This is a genomic window from Gluconobacter frateurii (assembly GCF_002723955.1).
GTDB lineage: Bacteria > Pseudomonadota > Alphaproteobacteria > Acetobacterales > Acetobacteraceae > Gluconobacter > Gluconobacter frateurii.
Map to the genome: position 1 here is coordinate 728198 of NZ_BEWN01000001.1, position 26734 is coordinate 754931.

Consider the following 26734-nt stretch of genomic DNA (forward strand, 5'->3'; position numbering starts at 1 on the left):
CGTGAACTGGCCTTTGCTGGCTCTGGCCGTGGGCGCATTCGCCATCGGTACGACCGAATTTACCCCGATGGGCCTTCTGCCTGTCATTGCGCAGGGCCTTCAGGTTACTGTCCCGAAGGCTGGAGGGCTGGTAACGGCCTATGCCGTGGGCGTCATGGTTGGCGCCCCTTTCATTACGCTTCTGTTGGCAAGACTACGCCGTAAATCCGCCCTGACATTGCTGATGGGGATTTACGTCGCTGGCAACCTGCTGTCCGCAGTCGCTGGAAGCTATGAACTCCTTTTTGCCTCGCGTGTGCTCACCAGCCTGGCCCATGGTGCCTTCTTTGGTCTCGGAGCGGTTGAAGCATCCGCTGTTGTTGCACCCGAGCGCCGGGCCAGCGCGGTTGCAACCATGTTCATGGGACTGACGGTCGCCAATATCATTGGCGTCCCCGCGGCAACGTGGCTTGGCATGAACTTTGGCTGGCACATGGCTTTTGGTGTGACAGCCATTCTGGGCCTGCTGACGATGGTTGCCGTGCAGTGGGCGCTTCCGGCGCGCGAGGCGGGACCTGTTCCGGATGTTGCCAGTGAACTCAAGGCACTTCTGCGTGCGAATGTTCTGCTTGCCCTGCTAACGACCGCGATCGGGGCAGGGGCCATGTTTGTGCTCTACACCTATATCGCGCCGATCCTTCAGCACATCACCCATGCCAGCCCGTTGGTCATTACGATTGCCCTGATGCTGACAGGTGTCGGCTTCTCAATCGGTAACGCGATTGGTGGCCGGAGTGCGGATCGCTCGCTCGATGGAAGCCTTCTGATGTTTTTCCCCATTCTCGGGGCTGTCATGCTGCTCTTCCCCTGGGCCGCTCAGACCGTGCCGGGTGCGCTGATTGCCACGCTCGTCTGGGGGGCGGCGACGTTTGCTCTGATGCCGGCGCTCCAGATGCGCGTCATGCAGGCCGCTCATGATGCCCCAGCCTTGGCATCCTCGGTTAATATCGGTGCTTTCAACCTTGGAAATGCGATTGGTGCCGCTTTTGGCGGGATCGCGCTCTCCATGGGCTTGGGTTATGCGGGTGTTTCCGTTATCGGAACGGCTCTGGCCCTCGTTGGGGTCGGTCTTGTTCTCTTTTCGCGAAAGGTGGCTCCGCCATGACCCGTTCCTTTCTGCTCGCCACCGGGCTTCTTTTCAGTGCGGCCCTGACGCCACTTGCCGCTTACGCCGAGCAACCTGCCAATGTCGGTGATGCCGTCATGGCGGCCAGCGCCTATCATGATAGCGGCGATTATCAGCACGATTTTGATACGGTGATGGCACAGGCCCGTCACTGGGTCTTCGAGCGTGCGCCCAAGGTGCACAAGCCTGCGATCGTCCTCGATATTGACGAAACGACCCTGTCCAACTGGGATGAAATCCGGGCGGATAATTTTGGCTATATCGCCAACGGTCCCTGCGACGCCTTGCCCAAAGGGCCATGTGGCGCCATTGCCTGGGAAAAGAGTGGCCGTGCGCCAGCTTTTGCGTCCACGCTGGCTTTGATCAATGAAGCCGAGAAGAACCATGTTGCGGTTTTCTTCATCACGGGCCGCCATGAAGACGAGCGTGAGGCGACCGCCCGCAATCTTCATCTGGCCGGGATCAAGCACTGGGACGGGCTGGATCTACGCCCCATGACCTCACATGGCTATGCCGCGCATTACAAGGCACCAGCCCGCGCGGCGATTGAAGCCAAGGGATACACCATTATTGCCAGCATCGGAGATCAGCCTTCCGATCTCGCTGATGGTCATGCGGAGAAGGGCTTTCTGCTGCCCAACCCGTTCTACCGCGTACCGTAAGACGGACTGGTTTCTGATACAAAAAAGGCGCTCAGGTGAATGACCTGAGCGCCTTTTTTGTGTCTTTAGAACGACTTCAGCAGTCGTTCCAGATAATCCAGTTCGCCCTGAGGGCGTGTGCGATCCGACGCCCGGCGACGAAGTTCGCGTTCAATGTCTCTGGCCCGATCCCGCGCATTCCGATCCGGGATGTGCGCGTCGGAATCCTTGCCGTTCTGGCCTTCACCCAGCTTCCGGCCCAGCGGATCCTGATCCTTGCGGTCTTCATCTCCATCATCGTCATCGCCTGCGTCGGGCTGGTCTCCGCCGTCGCCCTGCTGACCCGCTGCACCATGCTGCTGCTGGCCAGAACCGCCGCTTCCCATGGACGGAATGAAGCTCAGGCTTCCGCCTTTGCCCTGACCCGATCCGCCAGATTTTTGGTTCTGCCGCATCTGTTTTCCAGCTTCGGACAGGTCAGCGAGCACTTTCTGCTCCGCCGTCGCAGCAGCATCATCATGACGGTCTGCCAGAGCTTTTCGGGCGTCCTGCATGTCCGCCTTGGCCTTGTCGAACGCCGTTGCAGGTTTGCCGGTAAGATCCTTGACGCGACGGCCAAGAATATTGTCGATGCGTTCCAGAGCGCGTTGGAACGCATGGTCCGTACGGCGCTCGGGAGATTGCGCGGCGACAGTGGCCGGATCGGTTGGCGCTTCCGGTTTGGCCGGAGCCGCCTGGTCCATATTGGGCGGGGGCTGCATGCCGAGCTGACGGAGAAGATCAGCCGTGGACATTTGGCTGATATCCTCATGTCCATCCTGCTGATCCGGGGGCAGGGCGGCCTTGCGTGCGGCAGACAGGCGGGCCTGTGCGTGATCCAGAAGCGTCGTTTCCCGATGAACCAGATCATGCAGGGCGGCCCGTTGTGCCCGGGCTTCTTCCTGCGCTTTCATCTGGGCGGCAAGGGCTTTCAGATCTTCCGGCGTGGCCTGACGCATATGCTCGGCCATGTCTTCCATCTGCTGAAGCTTGCGGAGGGCTTCGTCACCATGCCCCTGGGAGGCATCGTTCTGAAGGCGCTGCATCTGGTCGGACCACGGATCAGCCGAACTGGTACCGGACTGTGGCATCATGATGCCGCTTTGCGCTGCCTTCTGGAACAGAAGCTGCATCCGTCGGTTCAGCGCATCCTTAAGGTCTTTCGTCCGGCGCTGAAGCTCTTCCTGCTCGGCAAGGGAATGGCCTTTTTCGCCCAGATCCCGCATGTGATCGAGCTGCTGCTGAACGCTCTGTTGGGCTGCACGCACGGCGGCGGCGGCATCTGCAATTTCCGGACCATCCCGCCGCAGATCATCCAGATACAGGGCCAGCGCCCAGAGTTGGCCCGGAACCTGTTCGGCTGCCTCCTGCGGTGCGTTGTGCTGAAGCGAAGCGATATCGAGGCTCAAAGGTGCCAGAACCGGGCGAACATCTGTCGTCTGGGTCAGAAGCTTCAGTTCATCTGCGGCCTGCTGTGGGCGCTCCTGACCGAGCATCAGGCGACGACGCAGAGACACAATGGCGCGGGCCAGCGGGTCTGTGAACTTGCGTGCGCCCATATGGAAGCGAATGGCATCGCTCAGGCTTTCGCGCCCTGAAACGCTGGTTGCGTGCAGACGTCCCTCAACTTCCATACCCGCGAACGGGTCGGAAGAAAGGTCCGGTCGGGCCTCGCCTTTGGCGTCCTTGGGATGACCATCCAGAGGAATAGGAACGCGAAGCACACGCCCTTTCGAAATGCCCGGTAGTCTGATTTCAGCTTCCAGAGACGCGACGCCGTAAGACTGCTTCACATGCCAGGGAAGGCTAGTCCGCCAGTCATCCTTCTGCGGAGCTGGTTTCCCGTCCCATGAAACCAGGGGAGGAAGATCAGGTTCGACAGTGACGCGCCACGAGCCCAGGGTCCGACCACGTGAGGAAAGCGTTACTGTTCCGCTCTGCTGAAGCGTTGCCTTCTCGCTCCAGCTTTTTTCATCAAGCCGGTCATGGCTGAGAGAGGTGGCTCCGTGCAGGACAGGGCGGCCATTGGCCCCTGTAATTGTCGCGTTCAGGACGGCGCCTTGCGGAACTGTTGCCGGGTTTGCCTGCTGCGTCTGGGAAAGGAAAACAGGGGCTCCGGGCGCATAGGACGGACGATCAATCCACGCCTGTACCGATGGCAGGGGAACGCTGTCATCATCCACACCTGGTACAAAACCTGAATGCAGGCGGGAAAGAGAGTGAGGCCCGCTCAAAGCTACAGCCGCGGCAAGTGCAACCGTGACGGAGGCAAGGCCCAGCTTTTCACCGGTTGTTGTTTCTGGCCTTGGAAAGCCGACCTTCAAAGGGCCAAGGGAAGCAACAACACGGTGAACGTGCTGTGCCCAGATGGCGGCCTGCTCACCATTGCCGGCATAAGCCGGACGGTCAGCAAGCGTCAGAAGCGGCTGGTAGGCTAGATGGGAATCACGCTCAATTCGGCGGTCAACCTGTGCTGCGGTAGGCTGTGGGATGGATCGTAGTCCCTTGGCGCCGAGCCAGAGTGCCGTTCCCAGAACGAGCATTTCAAAGAGAGCATGAAGCCAGTCCGGTAAGGACTGGGGAATGCGGGCCAGACTGGCCAGACCATAGAATGCCGCAAGAAGCAGAGACCAGCGCAGGGCTGGCCAGGCACGTTCCCACCACAGAACGCGCCGGGCGCGACGGCGAAGGGAAACGAGGCGGGCTGTTGCGGCAATCGGATCAGCCATGGTCGGGCAGGAGCCAGTCCGGAACGGTTTCAACGGCGATCAGGTCTTCGACGGTCTGGCGCTGGCGGATAATCTCCCAGCGACCGTTATCGACCAGAACCTGGGCGGCGAACGGCCGGGAATTATAGGTCGAGCTCATGACGGATCCGTAGGCTCCCGTATCCAGAAGGGCAACGAGATCCCCCCGCTTCAGGGATGCAGGCAGAATGCGGTCCCGAGCGAAGATATCGCTGCTTTCGCAGACAGGTCCTACCACATCCCATGGCTTGAGTGCGTCACTGAACGCGGCCGGGGCGACAGGAAGGATACCATGCCAGGAATCATAAAGCGCCGGACGGGCCAGATCGTTCATAGCGGCATCAATCACGACGAAATCTGGATTGCCAGCCTTGGTTTCGATGACGCGGGACAAAAGGATGCCTGTCGGAGCGGAGAGCCAGCGGCCCGGCTCGATGCTGAGCGCCACGTCGAGATCACCTAGCGTTTCAGCAATGACGCCAGCCAGCATTTCGGGGGGAGGGGCGACCTCATCCTTGTAGCGGATACCCAGACCACCACCGCAGTCGATGCTTTCCACCGTGTGACCGGCAGCACGGATCTCGCGCACCATATCGGCGAGGCGGCTATAGCCCTGACGGAAGGGTTCAGCCGTCAGCATCTGGCTGCCAAGATGCACCGCCAGGCCGATAAGCTGCACATGATCCAGCGATGCAGCTTCTGCATAGAGTTCGACGGCGCGGCGATGCTCGATCCCGAACTTGTCGCCAGCGCGGCCAGTGCTGATCTTGTCGTGTGTCTGTGCATCGACGTCCGGGTTCACGCGCAGGGCCGCACGGGCAACTTTGCCACAGGCACGGGCGATCTCGTTCAGGCGATGGAGCTCTTCCACGCTCTCCACATTGATCTGACGGATCTCGCGTTCCACTGCTGCACGTAGTTCCGGATCAGACTTGCCGACACCGGAAAAGACGATTCCATCGGGGGCGATGCCAGCGTGCAACGCGCGCTTCATTTCGCCGCCGCTGACAATGTCCACGCCGTAGCCGCAGTCCCGCAGGATGGTCAGGGTCGCCTGATGATCCTGGGATTTCATGGCAAAGTGGAAGTGAACCGGAAGGTTCCGCGCCTCAAAGGCCGCTTTCAGCGCATTGGCGCGACGGCGCAGCGTACCGGCCCCCGTGATCCAGCAGGGCGTACCGGCAACAGCGGCGATGACGTGCAGGGGCACGCCTTCAAAGAGCAGACCATCACGTGCATTGACCTCCAAAGGAGGGCGGCTTGTCAGAAGGTCATTGAAGGAGGGGGCGGAAGAGAGAGCGTTCATGATGGTTCTACCGTATCGTGGACGCTTGGATGTTCCAAGCCGTTCACACAGGCGCTAGGGTCGGAATTATGATGGAAGAACTGATCTCCCGGGCCCTTGATGCCCGCTCCCGTGCTTACGCGCCATACTCCCGCTTTCAGGTGGGCGCGGCTTTGCGATGTGATGGTGTCGTCTATTCCGGCTGCAATGTAGAAAACGCAGCCTATCCGTTGGGAACCTGTGCTGAAGGTGGTGCCATTTCTGCAATGGTTCTTGGTGGCGGCCAGCGTATTGAGGAAATTGTGATTGTTGGTGGCGGCGACCAGCCATGTACACCCTGTGGAGGATGCCGACAGAAACTTCGTGAGTTTGGTCAGCCAAACCTGAAAGTGCACATGATTTCTCCAAAAGGTGAGATTCTCTTGACGCGGACACTTGCTGAGTTGCTGCCTGATGCGTTCGGGCCGGACAATCTGGGATGAAACTCCGCTCCTGCCTGCTGGTTGGTGTTCTGGAGCTTTTGGGGCTGTACTGGGCGGCTGGCGCGTTTGCGCAGGTGCAGTCTGCGCTTCCGGGTCTGGGAGACGGAGCACGGCGGGAGCTGATAGACGTCAATCAGGCACCGTGGCGGATTCTGGCACGTGTGCAGACTGAGTTGGGCGGCCGTTGCACTGGGTTTGCCGTGGCTCCGACCGTTGTGATGACGGCAGCCCACTGTCTCTGGCTACCCGCAACACATCATTATATTCAGCCCAAGGACATTCATGTCCTCATGGGATACGCCCGTGGCGGTTATCGACAACATGCCCAGGTGACGCGGTTTGTCATTCCAGCGGGTTATGATCCAAAGAACGAGGCCGGAACGGCAAGTAATGATCGGGCTACGCTGCTCATGGATCATCCTGTAGCGATCGCGGCTGATCTTCTTCCGGCCGTGGAAGCCAAAGACGGAATGAGTGCCATGCTTGTGGGTTATCCGCAGGACAGAAGTGAAGTTCCGTTTGGGGATGTGGAGTGTACCGTCAACGGCGTTACGGTCAGCGGACTTGTGCATCATGACTGTGAGGCGACCAGAGGCGTCAGCGGAGCGCCTTTGCTGGTGCAGACAGCAGACGGTTCCTGGGGCATCGGCGCTGTGGCAGTCGAAGCGAATCTTGGGCCCGGTGGACTGGCTGCTCCCCTGGTTCGATAGCTTCGATAAGAAGAATTTTCATAATTCTGCAAACATCCTTCAGATCAGACGTTTGAAAGACCGGGAAACACCTTTTTGGTTTTTCCAACCAATATTGGTCCAGGAGGGCACGTTTTATGTATGTCATGTCAGGGAAAGGAACGACGTCTGTCGGGCGATCTCACGGCATGCATGCTGGAGGTGCATATCTAACCGATCGTAAGAGTATTCTTGTTGTCGAAGATCAGGCTCTGTTGCGGTTTCTCGCCGCCGATATGCTTGAAGACGCCGGTTATAATCCGATTCTTGCGGCCACTGCCGACGAAGCCATGGATATTTTGCTGAAAGGCGAAACCGTGGATCTCGTTTTTTCTGATGTGAATATGCCGGGCCGTATCAACGGGATCGATCTTGCAGAAACGGTCGTTCAGCGGTGGCCTGATATCGGTGTTATCCTGACGTCAGGAGCGTTCCTGAAAGAGCAGAGATCACTTCCGGAAAAGGCGACATTTCTTCCCAAGCCATATGAGTGGGAAGATGTCTATCGCGTTCTGAAGCAACTGGAACATTGATTTTCAGGAAAAATCTGTGTGGTGCACCCGAAAGGACTTGAACCTCTAACCCCCAGATTCGTAGTCTGGTGCTCTATCCAGTTGAGCTACGGGTGCTTACACAGTATGATCTTCTGGCAAAGCCAAAAGTAAGATGGTGCACCCGAAAGGACTTGAACCTCTAACCCCCAGATTCGTAGTCTGGTGCTCTATCCAGTTGAGCTACGGGTGCGTCTTGAGGCGGGGTTTTACAGGCGGTTTTTAGACCTGACAACCCCCCTCTGAAAATAATTTCTACTTTCTTGTCATGGTGATGTGAGCACGGCATGCGGCCGAACCAAAAGTGCCGCCAATCGCCTGTCCCACCGGATATCCGTTGAAAACGAGTGGGCTTGGATGACCGCTGGTGTCCTTACTCATGAGCTCTGCATGATAGTGGTGCGTGCCGGGCTGATAGACGCCGGTCAGAACCTGTGAGCCGTCAGCAGGCGTGAAAACAATCGTCTTGCCGCGGATTTCGAACGTTGACGTCCGTTCGGTGGGGCAGGTGCCCTGGTCGGTCACAAGAGCGCCAACCCAGCGGCCAGATGGATCCTTCCCTGGGTCAGGCGTAGCGCACGCAGCGAGAAATGCCAGTGCGGAGAAAGAAAAAAGAGCAATCGGGCGCATGTTGTGCCTGTCCTGTGATGCAGAATGGATGACGCAGACGACACAACACCTTATAGGAGAGCATCAAAAGGCACCATGAACACGGAACGCGAGGCCATCACATTGACCCAGCAGGACGCCAGCACCGTCGCGAAACTCGACGAAACGCTCCACGAAGACCGCATTCTCATTCTGGATTTCGGCAGCCAGGTAACCCAGCTTATCGCCCGCCGCGTGCGCGAAAGCGGAGTTTATTGCGAAATCTGGCCCTTCACGGCGACAGATGAAAAGATCCGCGATTTCAACCCGCGCGGGATCATTCTGTCTGGCAGCCCGGCCAGCGTTCATGATGAAAACGCCCCAGCGATTCCGGATATCGTGTTTTCCCTGAATCGTCCTGTTCTTGGCATTTGCTATGGCCAGCAGGCCATGTGCCAGAAGCTCGGCGGTAAGGTCGAAACGCACGAACACCGTGAGTTCGGCCGTGCGTATATCGAAGTTGCTGAAGACTGCTCGCTGTCCCGGGGTGTCTGGGCTCGTGGTAAGCGCGAACAGGTCTGGATGAGCCACGGTGACCGCGTAACGCAGCTTCCGCCGGGCTTCCGCGCTATTGCCTATTCCGAGGGGGCTCCGTTCGCGATCATCGCTGACGAAGGCCGTCGCCTGTATGGTGTGCAGTTCCATCCGGAAGTTGTGCATACGCCGCATGGCGCTGCGCTGATCCGCAACTTCACGCATGATGTTGCTGGTTGCAGTGGCACATGGACGATGGCTGGCTTCCGCGAACTGGAAATCGCCCGTATCCGCAAGCAGGTCGGGGACGGCCGGGTCATCTGTGGTCTGTCCGGCGGTGTTGACAGCTCCGTAGCTGCGAAGCTGATTCACGATGCCATCGGCGATCAGCTGACTTGCATCTTTGTCGATCCGGGCATTCTGCGTGCTGGTGAAGCCGATGAAGTCGTCAAGACGTTCCGTGGCCGCTTCAATATCCGTCTGGTTCACCGCGACGCATCCGACCTTTTCCTGGGCGAACTGGCAGGCGTTAAGGACCCGGAAGTCAAGCGCAAGACCATCGGCCGTCTATTCATTGAAGTTTTCGAAGAAGAAGCTGCAAAGCTTGGTGGCGCACAGTTCCTGGCACAGGGCACGCTCTATCCGGACGTGATCGAGAGCGTCAGCTTCACGGGTGGGCCGTCCGTTACCATCAAGTCCCATCACAACGTCGGCGGTCTTCCAGAGCGCATGAACATGCAGCTTGTCGAGCCGCTGCGGGAACTGTTCAAGGATGAAGTCCGCGAACTGGGCCGTGAGCTTGGAATTCCAGAGAATATCGTTGGTCGCCATCCGTTCCCTGGCCCGGGCCTGGCGATTCGTATTCCGGGAGACATCGACAAGGAAAAGCTCGATCTTCTGCGTAAGGTCGATGCGATCTATCTGGAAGAAATCCGCAATGCTGGCCTTTATGATGCCATCTGGCAGGCCTTTGCTGTGCTGCTTCCAGTCCGCACGGTTGGCGTCATGGGCGATGGTCGGACCTACGATCAGGCCTGTGCCCTTCGTGCCGTGACCAGCACGGATGGCATGACAGCCGAAGTCTATCCGTTTGACTTCGCATTCCTGAACCGCGTTGCTGGACGTATCGTCAACGAAGTCCGTGGCATCAACCGCGTGACTTACGACATCACGTCCAAGCCACCGGGAACGATCGAGTGGGAGTAAGGGCTAAGCCCTAAAAGAGAAAAGGCCTGCCTTGAAAGGGGCAGGCCTTTTTTATTTTAGTGGTCCATATGATGCTTGTGACCGGTCAGCTCGGTCGTGAGCTGGGCGCGGGCTTCACCATCCGGGAATTTCTCAGTGTGCAAGTTGATATAGCTCTTGCCTGCCAGAACGTCCTTCACCTGATCTGCGGACAGGTTCAGTGTGCCTGTCATACGGGTCTGGTAGGGGCCGTTGATCGGCGCAAGGACGCCAGCGTCTTCACCGTCTGCGGCCGGACCATGCAGATGGGCAGCGGTGACGGGCCCCGTCAGGCCATTGTCTTCAAAACGGTAGGTGAGGGTGTTCTTCGTCGTGTCCAGCATGGCGGAGGCCGATCCCTTGATGGGGGATGTAGCGCCATGTTCCGTTTTGAACGGCCCGAAGAGATGGATCGTTTCAGCAGAAGCCGGAAGGGCCGTCACCGACAGGCCAAGGGCGAGAGCTGCAGTCAGAAAATTTTTACGCATGGAACGTGATCCTTGCTGAGTGGAGACACTGAACGCGGGCTTAGGTCTCCAGTTCAGTGTTCCAGTACAGATAATCACGCCAGCTTTCGTGCAGATAGTGGGGTGGGAAGGTCCTCCCGTTTTCCTGAAGAAGTCGGCTGCTTGGCTGGTCTGGTTTCCGGTGAGGATACATGCCGATTTCTTTGGGAAGGCGGGAGCCTTTGAGAAGATTGCAGGGACTGCAGGCTGTTACCACGTTTTGCCAAGTTGTTTTGCCCCCCTTGGCGCGGGGAATGACATGATCAAAAGTCAGTTCATGCGTTGGCAATCGATCATGGCAGTACTGGCAGGAGAAGTTGTCCCTCAAGAACACATTAAAGCGAGTGAAGGCCGGTTTTCGTGCTGAGGGGATATAGTCCTTCAGGGCAATCACGCTGGGGAGGCGCATGGTCATGCTTGGGGAATGAACGACGCCGTCTTCATATTCAGACAGAACGGAGACCCGATCGAGAAAGACGGCCTTAACGGCTTCCTGCCATGACCATAGCGAGAGCGGAAAATACGACAGCGGACGAAAATCCGCATTCAGAACAAGAGCCGGAAAATGCTGACTACTGACAGGCACCACGCGCATCCCTTTTTTGAGAGGACGGCACATGCGGGAAACTTCGGCGTAGAAAACAGTAAGACAAACGCCGATAAACATGCGTCGTCGGCTTCTTTGAAACGACTATTTCAGTAAACTTCACAGACTGCAAGAAATCCCTGATGACAGCTTGATGACGCACGTGCCCGTAACCCGATTTGCCCCAAGCCCGACCGGATACCTGCATCTTGGGCATGTCGTTTCTGCCGTCCATGCGCAGAAGACCGCTGGCCCGTTAGGGCGCTTTCTGGTTCGCATCGAAGATATCGACACCACACGTTGCACACCTGAATTGACGGACGCCCTTCGGGAAGATCTGCAATGGCTTGGTCTGTGGTCGGCAAAACCCGTTCTTCAGCAATCGCAGCATATGGGCGCCTATGCGGCTGTTCTGGATCATCTCCGACAGCGCAAACTGCTCTACCCCTGTTTCTGCACACGGTCCGACATCGCTGCGGCTGCATCCGGACAACAGGCACCTGACGGGAGTACCGTCTATCCGGGAACCTGCAGGTCAGGAGCTTTCGATCACAGCCGCGCACCCGCATGGCGGCTTGATATGGAGCGCGCGCTGAACGAAATCCAAGGTGTGCCGTCCTGGTATGAAGCAGGCCATGGGCGCGTGGCAGGACGTGCCGATGAATTTGGCGATGTCGTTCTGGGGCGCAGGGATACGGGGGTATCTTATCATCTGTGTGTCACTCATGATGATGCCCTTCAGGGCGTGACCTGCGTCACGAGAGGGCAGGACCTTTACGCCGCGACCTCCATTCATCGTGTGCTTCAGACCCTGATGAAATGGCCCGAACCTGAGTACAGACACCACGCCCTTATTCTGGATAAGAGCGGAAAGAAGCTCTCCAAACGGGATGGCGCAGAGGGTGTTCGAGCGCTCCGCGCGATGGGTTGGTCGGCGGATGACGTTCTGACGCACCCGCTGGTCACCAAAGCTTTGACTGAAAGTTGACGGCTTCTCCCGCCTGAGGCTGAGCGGGTCAGCCAGAAAATTGTCACAGGCACATTTAAGAAGGTGCCTTTGCTTTTCAGAGGTGAAACTATCCCCGCTCACGCGGGGAACACTCTTCCTCACAACATACTGACAGGAAAAGGAAAATTCTGTCCTCGAAAATCTACCGATTTTTACAGCCCGTTTTCAGGTCTTAAAAAACGTACCTGAAAGTCCTTTATTCAGGCGGATAGTTGCGGGGATAGGTGATGTCTGAAGCCGGGCCCGGTGCGTGAGGAGCACCTTTCTTTCCGCAGGCGCTCAGAGTTGTGCCGAGTGCTACGAGAGTCAGGCCAACAAGCAGAAAACGTTTCATGCAGCGTCTCCAAGTTTTTCCAGCCAGGCCTGAGCCTGCTGACGCACGTTGGACGGAGCGGTTCCGCCCAGACTGGTGCGGGAAGCCAGTGAGGATTCAACCGTCAGAACATCGAAAATACCAGCGTTGATGCCCGGTTCCACGGCCTGCATGTCTTCGAGGGACAGATCTGACAAATCACATCCACGCTGCTCTGCCAGACCGACGAGGCGGCCAGTGACATGATGGGCCGTCCGGAACGGAACACGCAGTTCGCGAACCAGCCAGTCTGCCAGATCCGTCGCGGTGGAGAAGCCCATACCGGCAACTTCACGCATCCGCGTTTCATTCGGCTTCAGATCGCGGATCATTCCGTCCATGGCGGCCAGGGACAGCGTCATGGCTTCCGTCGCATCAAAGACAGGTTCCTTGTCTTCCTGCGTGTCCTTGGCATACGCCAGCGGCAAACCTTTCATGACCGTCAGCAGGCCGGTGAAGTTGCCCATAATGCGGCCGATCTTCGCACGCACCAGCTCAGCAGCATCCGGGTTACGCTTCTGCGGCATGATGGACGACCCGGTTGTGAACGCATCGGACAGCGTGATGAAGCCGAACGGGGCCGACGCCCACATGACGATTTCTTCCGCCAGACGGGACAGATGCATGGCCTGCAAAGACAAAGCTGACAGGAACTCCAGTGCGAAGTCCCGGTCAGACACGGCATCAAGGGAATTGGCCGTCGGGCGGTCGAAATCCAGTGCCGCTGCCGTCATGGCGCGGTCAATCGGGAAGGATGTTCCAGCCAGAGCAGCAGACCCCAGCGGGCACTCATTCAGGCGTGCGCGGGCATCGCGCAGACGGCCCCGGTCGCGGGACAGCATTTCGACGTAAGCCAGAAGATGGTGGCCGAACGTTACAGGCTGGGCGACCTGAAGATGCGTGAAGCCGGGCATGGGCGTGGCATGATGTTCCAGCGCGCGTTTCGCCAGTGCCCGCATGAGGGACGCTGTCTGTTCCTGAAGGCCATCAATCGCATCACGGACCCACAGGCGGAAGTCTGTCGCCACCTGGTCATTACGTGAACGCGCTGTGTGCAGGCGCTTGCCGGCCTCACCAATCCGCTCGGACAGGCGGGCCTCGATGTTCATGTGAATGTCTTCGAGGGCCGGGGAGAACTCGAAACGTCCTTCGCCGATTTCCTGCGCGATATCACCCAGACCCTGCCGGATTTCTGCCAGTTCGGTCTCCGTCAGCAGGCCAACCTTCTGAAGCATGGCGGCATGGGCGAGAGAGCCGCGGATATCCTGACGCCACAAAACTTTGTCAAAGCCAATGGAGGCGTTGATTTCGCTCATGATGGCGGCCGGTCCGGAGGCGAAACGGCCACCCCATTGCGGGTTGGCAGCCGTGCCTTCAAAGCTCGAGGCAGCATCGGTTTCTTTTTCGACAGGAACGTTTTTCATGATAACCGTAACAGGATGAAACAGAAGCAGATCGACCGGCGAACCCTTCTTTCAGGAGGCCTAAGCCTAGCTGCGGCGGCCAGCCTGTGCAATTCCGCACATGCTGAAGATCGTCCAAAACCGATTGTTCCGGTCCTGGAACCGGGGCCAGCACGTCTTACGCCGCTGGAACTCAAGCTTGAACGGCCTGAAGGTGGCGCGCGATCTCTGTCCGCATGGCGAGGGGCGCCGTTCGTCCTGCATGTGTGGGCCACATGGTGCGCGCCCTGCAAGATTGAACTGCCCCAGCTTGATGCCTTCATGAAAAAGCTGGGTGATGACAGCCCGATTGTCCCTGTCGCCATGTCCAGCCATAGCCCGGATGCGGTGGCTGCCTTTCTCAAAAACCTCAATCTGACCCATATCGATCCATGGACCGCAGACTGGCACGACTTCCGGGCGTGGCTGGGTGTGAGTGAACTCAGTTTTCCCGGAACCTATCTGATTGATTCTGAGGGCCATCTGCGAGCGTCCATTGAAGATGAAACGGACTGGGGAGCCCCGGATGCTGTCGCGCAGTTCAGAAAAGTGATTGCGGCTCTGAAAGAGTAATGGTGTTGTGGGAATAGGAACAGAAAAGAGAGTGCTTTGATGACAGTCCCGATTGGACGGCGTGGATTTATCGCGGGTGTTGGCTGTATCAGCATTGCTGCGGCTCTTTCAGGGGCAGCGTGGGCGGAGCAGCAGGAAAATCTTCGATCCGTCAAAAGCCTGAAAGCCGGTAAGGCCAAGCTTGATCCAATCGCACTTCAGTTATCTGGTCCGTCTGGAGCGAGCAAAAGCCTCGAATCCCAGCGGGGCAAACCGTTTCTACTGCATGTGTGGGCAACCTGGTGTGGCCCTTGCAAGCAGGAGCTTCCGAAGCTGGATGCGTTCATGGCTTCTCTGGGAACAGACTGCCCGATCATCCCGGTAGCCGTTGCCAGCGCGACGCCTGAAAAGGTTGCAGCCTTTCTGGACGCTGCCGGTCTGAAGCACGTTCCTGCCTGGATCATGGACAGAGCGGCCTACAAAGCATGGCTCAAGACATCCGATGTCGCCATTCCTGTCACGTATCTCATTGATGGTGCAGGCCGCCTCCGTGCTTCGGCAGAGGGCGGCGTCAACTGGTCTGCACCGGATGCTGCCCACCAGCTGCACGACATTCTTTCCGAACTCTGAATTCTTATCTTTACTGACGACACCAGGATTTGACTGATGGCTTTTTCTCTCACCCGCCGTGCCGCACTCACCGGCGCCGCTGGGCTTCTCGCAACGTCCCGCGCGTTCAGTGCCTCTGCTGAAGACAAGGGTATTCCTTTCGTCCCGAACTCTTTTGGCGTTCTCACCAAACCCCGTGTTCTGCCAGCCCTGTCTGTCAAGAACGAGCAGGGTCAGGACGCCCCGCTGTCACATTGGTTCGGCAAGCCGTTCGTGCTGCATTTCTGGGCCACCTGGTGCCCGCCCTGCATCCGTGAACTGCCGTCCGTGAATGCGACCGCCAAGGCTCTCGGTGCAGACGGGCCGCAGATCGTGACAGTGGCGGTACGGGGGAGCACTGTTCCCAAGGTTCGCGCTTTCTATGATGCCCACCAGATCGATACGCTACCTCTCCTGGTGGACCCGACATCTTCAGTCATGATGGAAACGGCAGATCAGGACGCTCTGGTGGCTTCCGTCAAACAGGTTCGGCCGGACGATCTCAAGGACCTGACGCCAAGCGTCATGTCCCTGCACGGTGTCCCCCGGTCTCTGCTGCTGAACGCCAGAGGTGAGGTTGTAGCCGAGGCAATCGGGAATATGGACTGGTCTGCGGATGCGGTCCGCCATACTCTGTCTGCCCTTGCAGGTTAACAACGCTAAAGAGCCAATGTCCTTTCCTCTGCTGGGTGCCGATGATCCGGCACCGTTTCTCCTGTTTCCCGAAACGCGACCCTCGCCATTCGTTCTGGTCAGTGACCATGCAGGCAAAGCTGTTCCCCGAGCGCTTGGGTCTCTGGGTGTGGAAGAAGCGGAATGGCAGAGGCACATTGCTTGGGACATTGGTATTCTCGGGGTCGGGCGCAGTCTGCACGGCATGCTTGGGTCTACCCTGATCGAGCAGGTCTATTCCCGTCTCGTCATCGACTGTAACCGCGCGCCCGGCCATCCGACGTCCATGCCGCATGTCAGCGACGGAACGCCTGTTCCGGGTAACAGTGCGGCTCCGCTTCACTGTCGTGCCCGACGCGAACGCGAGATCCTGCACCCTTATCATGATGCGATTGCCGAAGCTCTGCTGGAGCGGGCAGGTCGCCCGACTGCGCTCATTGCCCTCCACAGCTTCACGCCGGAAATGGCGGGCGTAAAGCGGCCATGGCAGATCGGAATCCTGCATCACAAAGATAGCCGTCTGGCGCAGGTGATGATCGAAATGCTTCGCGCGGAGGGAGACCTCTGCGTGGGCGATAACGAACCCTATGTCCTGACGGACAGCAACGAATACACCGTCCCCCGTCACGCAGAAGCGAACGGTCTGCCGTATCTGGAAATTGAACTTCGGCAGGATCTTATCGCTGACGAGGCGAGACAACGGGAATGGGCAGCGCGCCTTGCGCGGCTTCTGCCTCAGGTCTGGGAGAGACTGGCTGCATGATTGACGGACATACCAAACTTGCCGGCGTCATGGGCTGGCCGGTCGAGCACTCACGCTCCCCGCTGCTGCATAATCACTGGTGCCGGGTTCATGGTGTCAATGGCGCGTATGTCCCGTTGCCAACGCGCCCCGAGCATTTCGAAGCTGCCCTGAAAGGTCTGGCTGCTGCCGGTTTTCAGGGCGTCAATGTCACGATTCCTCATAAGGAAGCGGCCATGAGGGCCTGTGACCGTCTGACGGATACGGCCACGCGAGCCGGAGCGGTGAACACTGTTCGCTTCGAAAATGGCCAGATCATCGGAGATTGTACGGACGGAACGGGTTTCTGCGACAATCTGACGGCCCATGACGTCAAACTGTCCGGCCGCGCGCTGATCCTTGGTGCTGGCGGCGCGGCCCGTGCCGTCGCTGCGGCTCTGCTCGATCGCGGGTGTGAGGTTATCGTGGCCAACCGGACGATGGAACGTGCCGAAGCCATGGTTGAAGCCTTGAAGGGCGGGGAGGCGGTCGAATGGCACGACTGGCCAAGTCTGCTTTCGGGATGTTCCCTGCTGGTCAATGCTACGTCTCTCGGCATGAATGGCAAAGCCGATATCGACTGGAAACCGCTGCTGCGCCAAGCTGGGGCCAATCTGTGTGTGACGGACATCGTTTACACACCACGTGACACGCCGCTTCTGAAAGCTGCCCAGAAGGAAGGCCTGCGCACGGTCGATGGGCTTGGCATGCTCATCCATCAGGCACGAGCCGGTTTCCGGGCCTGGTTCGGTGTTGACCCGGAGGCAGATGAAGCAACGTTCAACCTGCTGGCTGCCAGTCTGCGCTGATCCATGAAAATCATTGGCCTCACGGGCGGGATGGCCGCAGGGAAGAGTACGGTGGCCGCCCTGTTCCGCCGGGCTGGTGTGCCTATTTTTGACGCCGATGCAACGGTGCGTGCGCTACAGGCGCCGGGCGGGAAGGCTCTCCCCGAAATTGCGCGCCTTTTTCCTGGAACCGTCACGGATGGCCAGCTTGATCGCCATGCCCTGCGTCAGGCGGTCGTTGGCGATAAACATGCGCTGAAACGGCTGGAATCCGTCATGCACCCGCTGGTTCGTGCCCAGCGGACGCGGTTTCTGCGGGAATGCCGGGCGCGCAAAGAGCCATTCTGTGTTCTGGACATTCCGCTTTTGATGGAAATTGGGGAGGACCAAAACTGCGATGTCGTGGTGGTGGTGCAGGCCCCGATGACGACGCGTCTGAGCCGCATCCGACAGCGCGGGCGCGGGCAAGTCCGCATGACCGAAGAGCAGGCGCGGTCCCTGCTGGCCAGACAGATGCCGGACCATGAACGCAGACGCCGGGCGCACATCGTGATACGAACCGGCCTTTCCCGCGGATCTGCTGCCCGGCAGGTTCGCGCTCTTCTGCACCGTCTGCGCGAGGCCTCATGAAACGCTCGATCCTGTTCGATACGGAAACCACAGGCTTTGACCCGGATCAGGGCGATCGCATCATCGAAATCGCCGCCATCGAGCTGATCGATGACCTGCCGACCACCAATTATTATCACGTCATGGTGCATCCCGAGCGGGACATTCCTGCCGAGGCCACGAAAGTGCATGGTTTTCGGATCGAGGATCTGGAAGGCGCGCCAAAATTCGCCGAAATTGCGGACGGATTTCTGGAATTTATCGGCGAGTCCCCGATGATCGCCCATAACGCGCGCTTCGACTTCAAATTCGTGAACGCCGAGCTTGAGAAGTGTGGGCGTACTGCGCTGGATTACGCCAGTCGGGCGGTCGATACCGTGGAAATGGCGCGCAAAAAGTATCCAGGCATGCCCGCCAGCCTTGATGCGCTGTGCCGGCGCTTCAATATCGACCTGTCCCAGCGTGGCACCCATAACGCTCTGCTGGACTGCAAATTGCTGGCGGAAGTGTACGTCGAACTGATGGGTGGCCGTCAGCGCGGGCTCGGTCTGGCTGGCCCGTCGCGGAACCGCAATATCGCAGGCGCGGCTGACTTTCTGGCCAATCGTGCACCACGGAAAATGGTTCCCCCCAGCGCAGAAGAACTGGCGGCCCATGAGGCTTTTGTGAACGGCCTCAAGGAGCCGGTCTGGCGCCGCGACTGATGAAAATTCTGTTCATTACGTCCAACCGGCTGGGCGATGCCGTCATTTCGACAGGTGTTCTACGTGCGTTGCAGGCGCGATATCCTTCCGCGCTCTTTACGGTTGTTTGCGGTCCTGTTGCTGCCGGATTGTTCGAGCCTGATCCCCGGTGTGAACGCGTCATCACGATGGAAAAGCGTCGGCATGATCGCCACTGGCTGGATCTCTGGCGAGAATGCGTGCGGACGCGCTGGTTCATGGTGATCGATCTGCGCGGCTCGCTGCTAAGCCTCACCTTACGAACGCGTCGCCGACTGATTGTTCGCGGGGGCCGTCGGGATGGTCGTAAGATCGAGCAGCTTGGTCAGGCACTCGGCCGCCGTCAGACCCCTATGCCCCGTGTCTGGGTATCCGATGAACAGGACGCATCGGCGCGTGTTCTTTTGCCGGATGGAAAATGGCTCGCTCTTGGGCCAACTGCAAACTGGGACGGCAAAATCTGGCCGCCGGAACGGTTTGTTGCTCTGGCTGAAGGCCTGAGAGCGCAGGGTTTGCGGCCTGTTCTGTTCTATGGACCGGGCGAAGCAGAGAAAGAACGGGCAAGACCAGTTCTGGATGCCCTCCCGGATGCGCTCGATCTTGGTGGAAACCGGGCACTCGGCGAGGTCGCGGCCTTACTCAGACGGTGCGCATTTTTCGTTGGAAATGACTCCGGTCTGATGCATCTCGCGGCGGCGGCTGGAACACCCACACTTGGCCTGTTCGGGCCGTCTCGCATGTCGGAATATGCGCCATCAGGACAAAACGCCTTTGCCATCTCAGCTCCGGGACCTGAAGGAGAGGCGGCTTTGACAGATCTCCCGGCTTCGGACGTTCTGAATGTTGCCCGGGCGATTCTGGACGGAAAAGCTGAAGCCTTCCGAACCTGACCTTGAAGCGTCGCGCTGCATGGCCGATAGAGAAGTCATGAGCGTTTCTTCCCAGCCGTCGCCTGTGGCACCGTCTTCTCCTTCGGGTCGAAAAGCCAGGGTGGCGCATGTCATGGCTGGGTCTGCGCGAGGGGGTGCGGAACTGTTTTTCGAGCGTCTCTCCATGGCCCAGACGGCGGATCAGCGCTTCGTTCGAGCCCTGATCCGGCATGATGCCGGGCGTGAAGCGCGTCTGCGTGCCGCCAATGTAGAAACGCACACCTTCCGCTTTGGCGGAATGCTAGACGTGGGCACGAAGCCGCGTCTTCAGAAGAGTTTACGTGAGTTTCAGCCGGATGTAGTCGTCGCCTGGATGAGCCGTGCGGCCCGGAAGTTGCCGTCAGGGTCGTGGCGGACGGCAGGGCGTCTTGGCGGATATTATGATTTGTCCAATTACCGGAACTGCGAGCACCTGATCGGCAATACGCGTGGGCTCGCGGATTGGATGAAAGCTCAGGGCTGGCCCGCAGACCGCGTTCATTACGTCCCAAATTTTGCGACCGATTTTTCTCCTATTCCTGCCGTCCGTCCGGAATTCCTGCCCTCAGGCGCGCCTTTCGTACTGGCTCTCGGGCGGTTGCATGAAAACAAGGCTTTTGACGTTCTGATCCGGGCCATGACGCGCCTTCCGGGCGTGCATCTCGTGATCGGTGGGGAAGGGCCGGAACGCGTCGCGCTTGAAGAACTGACCCGGAAGGAAGGGCTTTCGGATCGTGTGCACCTGCCGGGCTGGGTGGCGGATAGCGGCCCTTGGCTTAAAGCTTGTGACGTCATGGTCTGTCCGTCCCGGATCGAGCCGCTTGGAAATGTGGTGATCGAAGGTCTGTCCGCAGGCGTCCCGGTCGTAGGAAGCGCCATTCAGGGGCCGCAGGAAATTCTTGCAGGAACAGAAGACGGGCTTCTGGCTCCCGTTGAAGACGCGGACGCTTTTGCCAGTCAGATTGGAGCCATTCTGGAGGATGCAGCGCTGGCAGGACGTTTGCGGCAGAACGGTCGTGCCCGGTTCGAGCGCGAGTTTGCCGAAAGCGTTGTCATGACAAAATGGTCCGAGTTTCTGGACGGGGGATTGTCCTGATGTGCGGGATTGCCGGACTTTCCTGCCTTCCAGGCCATTCGCCGGATCAGGCGGCGCTGGAGCGCATGTCGGCCGCCATCTTCCATCGTGGGGCAGATGGGGAGGGACGTCTCGATTTCGCGGGAGCGGCTCTCAGGCATCGGCGACTGTCTATCGTTGATATTGCTGGAGGCACGCAGCCTTTCCGGGTTGGCAGTGCAGCCCTGATCGCTAATGGTGAAATCTATAACGACCCTGACATTCGCGCAGGCTTTCCGGCCAATCATTTCAAAACTGGCAGTGACTGTGAACCGCCGCTCTATCTCTGGCTGAGGGATGGCACCGGCTATACGCACGATCTTCGCGGCATGTATGCGATTGCGGCGGTGGAGAACGAGCAGGGCCAGCATGAAATGGTGCTGTCTCGTGATCCATTCGGGATCAAGCCGCTCTACATCGCGGAGTATGAAGGCGGAATAGCCTTTGCCTCTGAAGCGCAGGCGCTTCTGGCTGGAGGTTTTGGTATCCGGCGCGCACGCGGGAAAGCACGGGACGAACTGCTGCAACTCCAGTTCACGACGGGCCAGAAAACGATTTTTCCGGGCATCCGGCGACTGCTTCCGGGTGAGACCTTGCGGATTGTGGATGGTCGTATCGTGGAGTCCCGTCGCAGGCATGTTCTCAAGGAAGCCACGACGTCAGTGCCGGTCGATCTGACGGACGATCAGGCTCTCCGTCGATTGGATAGCGCCCTGCTGGATAGCGTTCACGCTCATCTGCGAGCTGATGTACCTCTTGGATTGTTCCTGTCAGGCGGGATAGACAGTTCGACGATTCTTGCGGCTGCCCATAAGCTGGGCCTTCCGCATCCCAAAACCTGGACCGCCCGTTTTGATAGCGGAAAGGCGGATGAAGCCAATGACGCTGCGGCTCTGGCGGCTTCTGTTGGAGCCGATCACCACGTCCTGACTGTTACGGAAGCGATGGTCTGGGAGCATCTCCCGGCCATCGTGGCGTGCATGGACGATCCGGCTGCGGATTACGCCATCATTCCAACGTGGTTCCTTGCGCAGGAAGCCCGCAAAGACGTCACGGTAATTCTGAGCGGGGAAGGTGGCGACGAATTATTCGCCGGATATGGCCGTTATCGCCGGGCATTGAAGCCTTGGTGGCGAGGAGGAAGAACACCCTGGCGCTCGGGAACGTTTGGCCGCAGCCTTCCGGGGCGTGGACGGCAGTGGCGGTCCGGGCTGGCGGCCATGGAGCTTTCCCAGCGCCTGACCGGATTGCCTGCTGTGCAGGCCCTCGATATTGCCGAATGGCTGCCAAACGATCTTCTGCTCAAGCTGGATCGCTGCCTGATGGCGCATTCCGCCGAAGGCCGTACGCCTTTGCTGGACCCCGTCGTGGCTAAGGCGATCTGGTCCCTGCCGGATCGTTTCAAGGTCCGTGATGGCTACGGCAAGTGGCTGTTGCGGCGCTGGCTTCAGGATGCATTGCCTCAGGCACGTCCGTTTGCCCCTAAGCAGGGTTTCACCGTTCCGGTCGGACCATGGATCGAGGGACAGTCAAAACGACTGGCTCCCCTCGTGGCGCAGCAGGCCTGCATTCAGGCCATCATGCCGGCCCATCGGGTTGAGCGCCTTTTTTCCACGGCAACACAGCGCGGACATGCCAGACAAGCCTGGACGCTGCTGTTTTATGCCTTGTGGCACCGACATCATATCGAAGGTATTTCGGCAGACGCGGATGTTTTCGAAACGCTTTCCCGCGCCCATTGAGTGCGGTTTCCATCAGACTGATTAAGGATAGACCATGCATTACGATCTGATTATCCGGGGCGGCCGCTGTGTATTTCCATGGGGTGAGGCGGAAGCTGATCTGGGCGTTCGTGATGGTCGCATCGCTTCCCTGTCCATTTCGAAAGACGATGACGCCGATCGTGTGATTGATGCGACGGGTCTGCATGTTCTGCCTGGTCTGATCGACAGTCACGTGCATCTGCGAGACCCAGGAAACGCTGCTGTCGAAACGCTGGAAACCGGAACGCGCGCTGCGGCTCTTGGTGGTGTGACGACCGTGTTCGATATGCCCAACACGTCTCCCAGCGTCACGGATAAGGCGATGCTGGACTGGAAGCGCGAGCACATCAGCAAGGTCGCTTATGTGGATGTAGGCATGTATATCGGCGCAACCCGCGACAATACGCCGGATCTTGCCATGCTGGAGCAGCAGCCGGGCGTCTGCGCAATTAAGGTCTTTGCGGGCTCTTCAACCGGCAATCTGATGATTGAAGACGATGAGGGCATCGAAGCCGTCATGCGCTCCGGTCATCGTCGTGTCTGCTTTCATTCTGAAGATGAATACCGTCTTCAGGAACGCAAGCCGATGTTTCATGAAGGTCAGCCTTACGCCACGCATAGCATCTGGCGTGATGTGGAATGCGCTTTTCTCGGCACCCGCCGGATTATGGCGATTGCCCGCAAGACGGGTCGCCCGGCCCATATTCTTCATACGTCCACGGCGGAAGAACTGGAGTATCTGGCAGGATTCCGGGATGTTTCAACCGTTGAAGTTCTGGTCAATCATCTCACGCAGGTTGGCCCGGAGTGCTATGAAAAGCTGGGTGGTCTCGCCGTCATGAACCCGCCGCTTCGGGATCAGTATCATTACGAAGCGAGCTGGAAGGCCATTCAGGATGGTCGCGTGGATGTCGTCTCGTCCGATCATGCGCCGCATCCGCTTGAGGCCAAGAAGCGTCCGTGGCCGAACTGCCCCGCTGGTCTGACGGGCGTGCAGACGATCGTGCCAGTCATGCTCGATCATGTGAATGCGGGTCGCCTGAGCCTGTCCCGCCTTGTCGACCTGATGGCTGCGGGTCCGGCACGTGTTTACGGACTTCAGACAAAGGGGCGGATGGCTGTCGGTTTCGACGCGGATTTCACGCTCGTGGACATGAAGGCGCAGCGCGAAATCACGAATGACTGGATCGCGTCTCCGGCCGGCTGGACGCCTTTTGATGGCACGCAGGTGACAGGTTGGCCGATGGCAACCATCGTGCGCGGAACGGTCGTCATGCAGGATGACGAAGTGATTGGAAACGCCACGGGACGTTTTGCCAAATTTGCGCCTTGATCGAGGCGTAGGGCGCGCGACGCTTTGACCAAGAAAGGGAGCTTTATGATTCGTCCCGTTGCCGCACTTTGTGGCCTGTCTCTTCTGTCCGTGCTTGCTGTCGGAGCAGCCACGGCTGCCGACTCCGGCTGGAGTGCGCCTAAATGTGGTGCCGAGCCAACGGCACCCACGGTCAAGGCCGGGACGGTCGCCCAGTACAACGAGAGCGTGGACCGCGTGACGGCTTACGAAAAAGATGCCCGGGCCTATAACGCCTGCGTGTCAGGACAGGCCAATCGCGAAGAAACTGCCATTAGTCAGGAAGCCAGCGCCAGGATTTCGCATATCCATACGGCGAGTGCGGCGGTGCAGTCCCGCATTGCCGGGTCATTCCAGAAGCTGTCCACGGAGCTGACTGCGGCAGGCCGTAAGCTCGGGCATCACTAAAAAACGTTACTGTCCCATACGCGTCTGATTCTGCAGGGGCGTCAGACCCGTTGGGCCTTCATAGGTCTGACGGGCTACATTGGGCATCAGGTCCGGCCTTGCCCAGCAATCCGTTCCTTCAAAGCTGGTCGTGCAGTAAGGCTGGGGAGGGGGCGGCCCTACAGGGCGGGAGCAGAAGCTCTCGTCATCATAGAGATAAGCGGTGTTGCAGTCCTTGCCGGTGAGGGCAGAGGCAATGCGGTCCGGGGCACATCCGCCGAGAGCGCAAAGCATCAGGGCCGATGGCAGCAGCAGGGCTGGTTTCTTCATGCTGGAGAAGATCGTCTGGCAGGGGTTAAGGAAGCCCTAAAACGGCAATGAATTTCTTTCGGTAACAGCTTCTCAAGCGAAGCGTTTGCCGCAAACGTGCGGCACCTGTATGGTTCCGCCAGAACTTTACAAAACCGATCCAACAGGGGACCAGGTGGCGGACGATTTCATCACAGAGGTGAACGAGGAAATTCGGCTTCAGCGCTTAAGGGCAGCTGCACGTCGATGGGGTGCTGTTGTGGCAGGTGTCGTCGTCGTAGGCGCGATCGGCGGTGGCGTCTGGGAATGGCAGACTCATGCCCGCAAAGCGGCGCAGGGTGCGGCTTCCGCCCGGTATTTCACGGCACTCGAAACGCTGGCTGATCCCAAGCATGACAAGTCTGTCACGCAGCAGGCTGAGGCAACTTTCCAGGATCTGGCCGATCACGGTCCAGCAGGTGTGCGCTCCTATGCCGCGCTGCGTCTGGCTGACCTGAAGATGCAGGATCACGACACTGCCTCTGCACTGAAAGCCTGGAACAGCGTTGCGGCCGATTCTGTGGCTGAGCCTGCTCTGAAGGACATGGCGCGTTACATGGTCCTGAATGCCCAGACCAATACGGCAGACCCAAAGACGGTGCGCCCCGGTTATGAAGGTCTTGCCCAGAATGGCGGGGCCTGGGGAGCACTGGCGCAGGAAGGTCTGGCCGGGCTGGATCTGCGATCGGGGGCAACCGCCGATCAGCAGAAAGAAGCTCAGCGCCTGCTGACGCAGATCAGTGGTAATGCCGCTGCACCTGAAGGGGTTCGTGCCCGTGCACAGGCCCTGCTTGAAACCTTTGGAGACGCTGGTTAATGCGCCGCCCTGACCGATCTTCCCCGACCGTGAACCGTCGCTCCCTCTTGCAGGTCGCCTGTTCCGGTGCTGCCTTGACCGCACTGGGTGGATGCAGCCTGTTCAATGACGATGAAAAGCCCATGCTGGCCGGTCATCGTGTTGACGTGCTTTCTACCGGTGCTGGCCTGACCGTTGATCCGGAAGATCATACGCCAATCACTCTCTCGGCCCCACAGGCCGTGACGGAATGGCTTCAGCCTGACCGCACGCCGGATCACATCTCGGTCAATGCGATTGGCAGCGGCGCAAATCTCAAATGGAGCCGTTCGATCGGTGCCGAGGTTAACCCGACGAGCTTCCTGTCCATGGTCGCCATCATGCCGAACAGCCGTGGTGCGATTCAGTCGCCGCCCGTGATCGGGAATGGCCGGATCTTCACAACAGATGCTCAGGGCGTAGTGAAGGCATGGACGTGGCCGGGTATGAAGCAACTCTGGTCCCATCAGCCAGCTCCACGCAAGTCCCGGTCTACCAATATCGGTGGCGGTGTCGCCCTGGATGGTGACACGCTTTACATCGTAGACGGTGTGGCCCAGGCGCTTGCCGTGGAGGCCGCGACTGGCAAGATTAAATGGACAGTCGATCTCGGCACCCCGGGCCGTTCTGCTCCAACTATCGCGGACGGGCTGGTCGTTTTCGGAACGATTGACGAGCGTCTGTTTGCACTGGAGGCGGCGACAGGCCGTCAGGTCTGGACGTACCAGGCAACGGGTGCGGACACGGTGGTCTTTGGTCAGGCCGCACCTGCGATTGTTGACGGTGTGGTTCTGGCAGGTTTCGGCAGCGGTGATCTTGTCGCTCTGCGTGCAACGTCTGGTGAGATGGTCTGGAGTGACAGTCTTGGCGGTGCCAATGGTATGGGCGCCATGCTGGATTTCTCGTGCATCCGTGGCGCGCCCGTTATCAAGGACGGCACGGCTTACGCCATCTCCATGTCGCGCGTTCTCGTGGCCGTGGACATGCGTTCCGGTCGCCGTCTGTGGGAGCGTGAAGTCAGCGGGCAGACGCCTCTGACAATCTGTGGCGACTGGATGTTTGTCTTGTCGACGGATCAGCAGCTCGCCTGTCTGGATCGCTTGTCTGGCCACGTGCGCTGGATTACACAGCTGCGTCGCTTCCGCCGTCAGGAAGTGCAGAAGGATGCCGTCCAGTGGGTCGGTCCTCTTCTGGTGAACGGCAAGCTGCTCTGTTTCTCTACCCTGCCTCAGGAAGGCATGGTGATTGTTGATGCCGTAACTGGCAAAATTGAATCGACCCGTAAAACCACGGCGCCATGCCAGGTTCAGCCAATCGTCTGTGACGGTCTGGTTCTGACACTGTCCCAGGATGCTGTTCTGCGGGCCTATGGCTGAA

Annotated in this window: 29 protein-coding genes and 2 tRNA genes; 21 read left to right on the forward strand and 10 right to left on the reverse strand. The window is 59.0% G+C overall.

From position 1 onward, the window contains the following. The first annotated feature begins 1 nt into the window (after position 1). Positions 2 to 1144, forward strand: coding sequence for an MFS transporter (locus GFR01_RS03360; protein WP_063903020.1), 1143 nt, complete (start codon positions 2 to 4; stop codon positions 1142 to 1144). Continuing rightward, positions 1141 to 1827: an HAD family acid phosphatase gene (locus GFR01_RS03365; protein ID WP_099181255.1), complete on the forward strand. Its 687-nt coding sequence runs from the start codon at positions 1141 to 1143 to the stop codon at positions 1825 to 1827. The genes GFR01_RS03360 and GFR01_RS03365 overlap by 4 nt, the downstream gene beginning before the upstream one ends. A gap of 65 nt (positions 1828 to 1892) precedes the next feature. On the opposite strand, the gene GFR01_RS03370 is transcribed toward GFR01_RS03365, so the two are convergent. Continuing rightward, on the reverse strand, positions 1893 to 4574 hold the full coding sequence (locus GFR01_RS03370; RefSeq protein WP_099181256.1) for a DUF4175 domain-containing protein: 2682 nt from the start codon (positions 4572 to 4574) through the stop codon (positions 1893 to 1895). After that, complete coding sequence (lysA, locus tag GFR01_RS03375; protein ID WP_099181257.1) at positions 4567 to 5898, reverse strand: diaminopimelate decarboxylase; 1332 nt, start codon at positions 5896 to 5898, stop codon at positions 4567 to 4569. The genes GFR01_RS03370 and lysA overlap by 8 nt, the downstream gene beginning before the upstream one ends. Before the next feature lie 68 nt (positions 5899 to 5966). On the opposite strand from lysA, the gene GFR01_RS03380 reads away from it, so the two are divergent. The 3 genes from GFR01_RS03380 (at position 5967) to GFR01_RS03390 (ending at position 7620) form a co-directional block, all read left to right on the forward strand. Beyond that, the gene (locus tag GFR01_RS03380) at positions 5967 to 6359 is read left to right on the forward strand and encodes a cytidine deaminase (RefSeq protein WP_063903016.1); all 393 of its coding nucleotides are present in this window, start codon (positions 5967 to 5969) and stop codon (positions 6357 to 6359) included. After that, positions 6356 to 7069, forward strand: a complete 714-nt coding sequence (locus tag GFR01_RS03385; RefSeq protein ID WP_099181258.1) for a trypsin-like serine peptidase — start codon at positions 6356 to 6358, stop codon at positions 7067 to 7069. Before GFR01_RS03380 ends, GFR01_RS03385 begins: the two co-directional genes overlap by 4 nt. A 116-nt stretch (positions 7070 to 7185) precedes the next feature. Continuing rightward, a complete protein-coding gene (locus GFR01_RS03390) occupies positions 7186 to 7620 on the forward strand; it encodes a response regulator (protein WP_099181259.1) in 435 nt (144 codons plus the stop codon). Between the two features lie 19 nt (positions 7621 to 7639). Here GFR01_RS03390 and GFR01_RS03395 read toward each other — a convergent pair. The 3 genes from GFR01_RS03395 to GFR01_RS03405 all read right to left on the reverse strand — a co-directional run bounded on the left by GFR01_RS03395 (position 7640) and on the right by GFR01_RS03405 (position 8268). After that, positions 7640 to 7716 (reverse strand) — tRNA-Arg (locus GFR01_RS03395). Between the two features lie 38 nt (positions 7717 to 7754). Beyond that, positions 7755 to 7831, reverse strand: a tRNA-Arg gene (locus GFR01_RS03400). 62 nt (positions 7832 to 7893) lie between these two features. Next, complete coding sequence (locus GFR01_RS03405) at positions 7894 to 8268, reverse strand: hypothetical protein (RefSeq protein ID WP_063903013.1); 375 nt, start codon at positions 8266 to 8268, stop codon at positions 7894 to 7896. 75 nt (positions 8269 to 8343) lie between these two features. On the opposite strand from GFR01_RS03405, the gene guaA reads away from it, so the two are divergent. Next, positions 8344 to 9966 carry a glutamine-hydrolyzing GMP synthase gene (gene guaA / locus GFR01_RS03410; RefSeq protein WP_174694648.1) on the forward strand — a complete coding sequence of 541 codons (1623 nt, stop codon included), beginning with the start codon at positions 8344 to 8346 and terminating at the stop codon, positions 9964 to 9966. A 56-nt stretch (positions 9967 to 10022) separates the two neighbouring features. Here guaA and GFR01_RS03415 read toward each other — a convergent pair whose 3' ends face one another. Both GFR01_RS03415 and GFR01_RS03420 read right to left on the reverse strand, forming a co-directional pair. Further along, positions 10023 to 10472, reverse strand: a complete 450-nt coding sequence (locus GFR01_RS03415; RefSeq protein WP_063903012.1) for a CHRD domain-containing protein — start codon at positions 10470 to 10472, stop codon at positions 10023 to 10025. 40 nt (positions 10473 to 10512) lie between these two features. Continuing rightward, on the reverse strand, positions 10513 to 11085 hold the full coding sequence (locus GFR01_RS03420; protein ID WP_016737741.1) for an HNH endonuclease: 573 nt from the start codon (positions 11083 to 11085) through the stop codon (positions 10513 to 10515). A gap of 145 nt (positions 11086 to 11230) precedes the next feature. On the opposite strand from GFR01_RS03420, the gene gluQRS reads away from it, so the two are divergent. Beyond that, entirely contained in the window at positions 11231 to 12064 is an 834-nt protein-coding gene (gene gluQRS / locus GFR01_RS03425) for a tRNA glutamyl-Q(34) synthetase GluQRS (protein ID WP_099181260.1), read from the forward strand. A 217-nt stretch (positions 12065 to 12281) separates the two neighbouring features. On the opposite strand, the gene GFR01_RS15675 is transcribed toward gluQRS, so the two are convergent. Next, complete coding sequence (locus GFR01_RS15675; protein WP_167384192.1) at positions 12282 to 12419, reverse strand: hypothetical protein; 138 nt, start codon at positions 12417 to 12419, stop codon at positions 12282 to 12284. Continuing rightward, complete coding sequence (argH, locus tag GFR01_RS03430; protein ID WP_099181261.1) at positions 12416 to 13861, reverse strand: argininosuccinate lyase; 1446 nt, start codon at positions 13859 to 13861, stop codon at positions 12416 to 12418. The genes GFR01_RS15675 and argH overlap by 4 nt, the downstream gene beginning before the upstream one ends. A 15-nt stretch (positions 13862 to 13876) precedes the next feature. On the opposite strand from argH, the gene GFR01_RS03435 reads away from it, so the two are divergent. Genes GFR01_RS03435 through GFR01_RS03490 form a run of 12 tightly spaced genes read left to right on the forward strand, consistent with a single transcriptional unit; the run spans position 13877 to position 24195 of the window. Continuing rightward, positions 13877 to 14452 carry a TlpA disulfide reductase family protein gene (locus GFR01_RS03435; RefSeq protein ID WP_099181262.1) on the forward strand — a complete coding sequence of 192 codons (576 nt, stop codon included), beginning with the start codon at positions 13877 to 13879 and terminating at the stop codon, positions 14450 to 14452. A 39-nt stretch (positions 14453 to 14491) separates the two neighbouring features. After that, the gene (locus tag GFR01_RS03440; protein ID WP_099181263.1) at positions 14492 to 15061 is read left to right on the forward strand and encodes a TlpA disulfide reductase family protein; all 570 of its coding nucleotides are present in this window, start codon (positions 14492 to 14494) and stop codon (positions 15059 to 15061) included. 36 nt (positions 15062 to 15097) lie between these two features. Continuing rightward, a complete protein-coding gene (locus GFR01_RS03445; RefSeq protein ID WP_099181264.1) occupies positions 15098 to 15733 on the forward strand; it encodes a TlpA disulfide reductase family protein in 636 nt (211 codons plus the stop codon). A gap of 16 nt (positions 15734 to 15749) precedes the next feature. After that, on the forward strand, positions 15750 to 16514 hold the full coding sequence (locus tag GFR01_RS03450; protein ID WP_099181265.1) for an N-formylglutamate amidohydrolase: 765 nt from the start codon (positions 15750 to 15752) through the stop codon (positions 16512 to 16514). After that, on the forward strand, positions 16511 to 17341 hold the full coding sequence (locus GFR01_RS03455) for a shikimate dehydrogenase (protein ID WP_099181266.1): 831 nt from the start codon (positions 16511 to 16513) through the stop codon (positions 17339 to 17341). Before GFR01_RS03450 ends, GFR01_RS03455 begins: the two co-directional genes overlap by 4 nt. Before the next feature lie 3 nt (positions 17342 to 17344). Beyond that, the gene (gene coaE / locus GFR01_RS03460) at positions 17345 to 17950 is read left to right on the forward strand and encodes a dephospho-CoA kinase (protein ID WP_099181267.1); all 606 of its coding nucleotides are present in this window, start codon (positions 17345 to 17347) and stop codon (positions 17948 to 17950) included. Next, positions 17947 to 18633, forward strand: a complete 687-nt coding sequence (gene dnaQ / locus GFR01_RS03465; RefSeq protein WP_099181268.1) for a DNA polymerase III subunit epsilon — start codon at positions 17947 to 17949, stop codon at positions 18631 to 18633. The genes coaE and dnaQ overlap by 4 nt, the downstream gene beginning before the upstream one ends. Next, positions 18633 to 19541, forward strand: coding sequence for a glycosyltransferase family 9 protein (locus tag GFR01_RS03470; RefSeq protein WP_099181269.1), 909 nt, complete (start codon positions 18633 to 18635; stop codon positions 19539 to 19541). Before dnaQ ends, GFR01_RS03470 begins: the two co-directional genes overlap by 1 nt. A 37-nt stretch (positions 19542 to 19578) precedes the next feature. After that, positions 19579 to 20655, forward strand: coding sequence for a glycosyltransferase (locus GFR01_RS03475; RefSeq protein ID WP_174694649.1), 1077 nt, complete (start codon positions 19579 to 19581; stop codon positions 20653 to 20655). Further along, positions 20655 to 22415, forward strand: a complete 1761-nt coding sequence (asnB, locus tag GFR01_RS03480) for an asparagine synthase (glutamine-hydrolyzing) (RefSeq protein WP_099181271.1) — start codon at positions 20655 to 20657, stop codon at positions 22413 to 22415. The genes GFR01_RS03475 and asnB overlap by 1 nt, the downstream gene beginning before the upstream one ends. Positions 22416 to 22449: 34 nt before the next feature. Then, positions 22450 to 23769, forward strand: a complete 1320-nt coding sequence (locus GFR01_RS03485) for a dihydroorotase (RefSeq protein WP_099181272.1) — start codon at positions 22450 to 22452, stop codon at positions 23767 to 23769. 45 nt (positions 23770 to 23814) lie between these two features. After that, positions 23815 to 24195, forward strand: a complete 381-nt coding sequence (locus tag GFR01_RS03490) for a hypothetical protein (RefSeq protein ID WP_099181273.1) — start codon at positions 23815 to 23817, stop codon at positions 24193 to 24195. 6 nt (positions 24196 to 24201) lie between these two features. Here the strand turns inward: GFR01_RS03490 and GFR01_RS03495 are convergent, their stop codons facing one another. Further along, complete coding sequence (locus GFR01_RS03495) at positions 24202 to 24504, reverse strand: hypothetical protein (RefSeq protein WP_048843146.1); 303 nt, start codon at positions 24502 to 24504, stop codon at positions 24202 to 24204. Positions 24505 to 24658: 154 nt separating this feature from the next. Between GFR01_RS03495 and GFR01_RS03500 the strand changes: the two genes are divergently transcribed. Further along, positions 24659 to 25339 (forward strand): tetratricopeptide repeat protein, encoded by a 681-nt coding sequence (locus GFR01_RS03500; RefSeq protein ID WP_244902130.1) that lies wholly within the window; start codon positions 24659 to 24661, stop codon positions 25337 to 25339. Then, on the forward strand, positions 25339 to 26733 hold the full coding sequence (locus GFR01_RS03505; protein WP_099181275.1) for a PQQ-binding-like beta-propeller repeat protein: 1395 nt from the start codon (positions 25339 to 25341) through the stop codon (positions 26731 to 26733). Before GFR01_RS03500 ends, GFR01_RS03505 begins: the two co-directional genes overlap by 1 nt. Position 26734 lies beyond the last annotated feature (1 nt).

What these genes read in the sequence shown, in the direction of transcription:
- GFR01_RS03365 (WP_099181255.1), top strand. Translation starts at nt 1,141, where the DNA reads ATGACCCGTTCCTTTCTGCTCGCCACCGGGCTTCTTTTCAGTGCGGCC.
- GFR01_RS03370 (WP_099181256.1), bottom strand. Translation starts at nt 4,574, where the DNA reads ATGGCTGATCCGATTGCCGCAACAGCCCGCCTCGTTTCCCTTCGCCGT.
- lysA (WP_099181257.1), bottom strand. Translation starts at nt 5,898, where the DNA reads ATGAACGCTCTCTCTTCCGCCCCCTCCTTCAATGACCTTCTGACAAGC.
- GFR01_RS03380 (WP_063903016.1), top strand. Translation starts at nt 5,967, where the DNA reads ATGATGGAAGAACTGATCTCCCGGGCCCTTGATGCCCGCTCCCGTGCT.
- GFR01_RS03385 (WP_099181258.1), top strand. Translation starts at nt 6,356, where the DNA reads ATGAAACTCCGCTCCTGCCTGCTGGTTGGTGTTCTGGAGCTTTTGGGG.
- GFR01_RS03390 (WP_099181259.1), top strand. Translation starts at nt 7,186, where the DNA reads ATGTATGTCATGTCAGGGAAAGGAACGACGTCTGTCGGGCGATCTCAC.
- GFR01_RS03405 (WP_063903013.1), bottom strand. Translation starts at nt 8,268, where the DNA reads ATGCGCCCGATTGCTCTTTTTTCTTTCTCCGCACTGGCATTTCTCGCT.
- guaA (WP_174694648.1), top strand. Translation starts at nt 8,344, where the DNA reads ATGAACACGGAACGCGAGGCCATCACATTGACCCAGCAGGACGCCAGC.
- GFR01_RS03415 (WP_063903012.1), bottom strand. Translation starts at nt 10,472, where the DNA reads ATGCGTAAAAATTTTCTGACTGCAGCTCTCGCCCTTGGCCTGTCGGTG.
- GFR01_RS03420 (WP_016737741.1), bottom strand. Translation starts at nt 11,085, where the DNA reads ATGCGCGTGGTGCCTGTCAGTAGTCAGCATTTTCCGGCTCTTGTTCTG.
- gluQRS (WP_099181260.1), top strand. Translation starts at nt 11,231, where the DNA reads ATGACGCACGTGCCCGTAACCCGATTTGCCCCAAGCCCGACCGGATAC.
- GFR01_RS15675 (WP_167384192.1), bottom strand. Translation starts at nt 12,419, where the DNA reads ATGAAACGTTTTCTGCTTGTTGGCCTGACTCTCGTAGCACTCGGCACA.
- argH (WP_099181261.1), bottom strand. Translation starts at nt 13,861, where the DNA reads ATGAAAAACGTTCCTGTCGAAAAAGAAACCGATGCTGCCTCGAGCTTT.
- GFR01_RS03435 (WP_099181262.1), top strand. Translation starts at nt 13,877, where the DNA reads ATGAAACAGAAGCAGATCGACCGGCGAACCCTTCTTTCAGGAGGCCTA.
- GFR01_RS03440 (WP_099181263.1), top strand. Translation starts at nt 14,492, where the DNA reads ATGACAGTCCCGATTGGACGGCGTGGATTTATCGCGGGTGTTGGCTGT.
- GFR01_RS03445 (WP_099181264.1), top strand. Translation starts at nt 15,098, where the DNA reads ATGGCTTTTTCTCTCACCCGCCGTGCCGCACTCACCGGCGCCGCTGGG.
- GFR01_RS03450 (WP_099181265.1), top strand. Translation starts at nt 15,750, where the DNA reads ATGTCCTTTCCTCTGCTGGGTGCCGATGATCCGGCACCGTTTCTCCTG.
- GFR01_RS03455 (WP_099181266.1), top strand. Translation starts at nt 16,511, where the DNA reads ATGATTGACGGACATACCAAACTTGCCGGCGTCATGGGCTGGCCGGTC.
- coaE (WP_099181267.1), top strand. Translation starts at nt 17,345, where the DNA reads ATGAAAATCATTGGCCTCACGGGCGGGATGGCCGCAGGGAAGAGTACG.
- dnaQ (WP_099181268.1), top strand. Translation starts at nt 17,947, where the DNA reads ATGAAACGCTCGATCCTGTTCGATACGGAAACCACAGGCTTTGACCCG.
- GFR01_RS03470 (WP_099181269.1), top strand. Translation starts at nt 18,633, where the DNA reads ATGAAAATTCTGTTCATTACGTCCAACCGGCTGGGCGATGCCGTCATT.
- GFR01_RS03475 (WP_174694649.1), top strand. Translation starts at nt 19,579, where the DNA reads ATGAGCGTTTCTTCCCAGCCGTCGCCTGTGGCACCGTCTTCTCCTTCG.
- asnB (WP_099181271.1), top strand. Translation starts at nt 20,655, where the DNA reads ATGTGCGGGATTGCCGGACTTTCCTGCCTTCCAGGCCATTCGCCGGAT.
- GFR01_RS03485 (WP_099181272.1), top strand. Translation starts at nt 22,450, where the DNA reads ATGCATTACGATCTGATTATCCGGGGCGGCCGCTGTGTATTTCCATGG.
- GFR01_RS03490 (WP_099181273.1), top strand. Translation starts at nt 23,815, where the DNA reads ATGATTCGTCCCGTTGCCGCACTTTGTGGCCTGTCTCTTCTGTCCGTG.
- GFR01_RS03495 (WP_048843146.1), bottom strand. Translation starts at nt 24,504, where the DNA reads ATGAAGAAACCAGCCCTGCTGCTGCCATCGGCCCTGATGCTTTGCGCT.
- GFR01_RS03505 (WP_099181275.1), top strand. Translation starts at nt 25,339, where the DNA reads ATGCGCCGCCCTGACCGATCTTCCCCGACCGTGAACCGTCGCTCCCTC.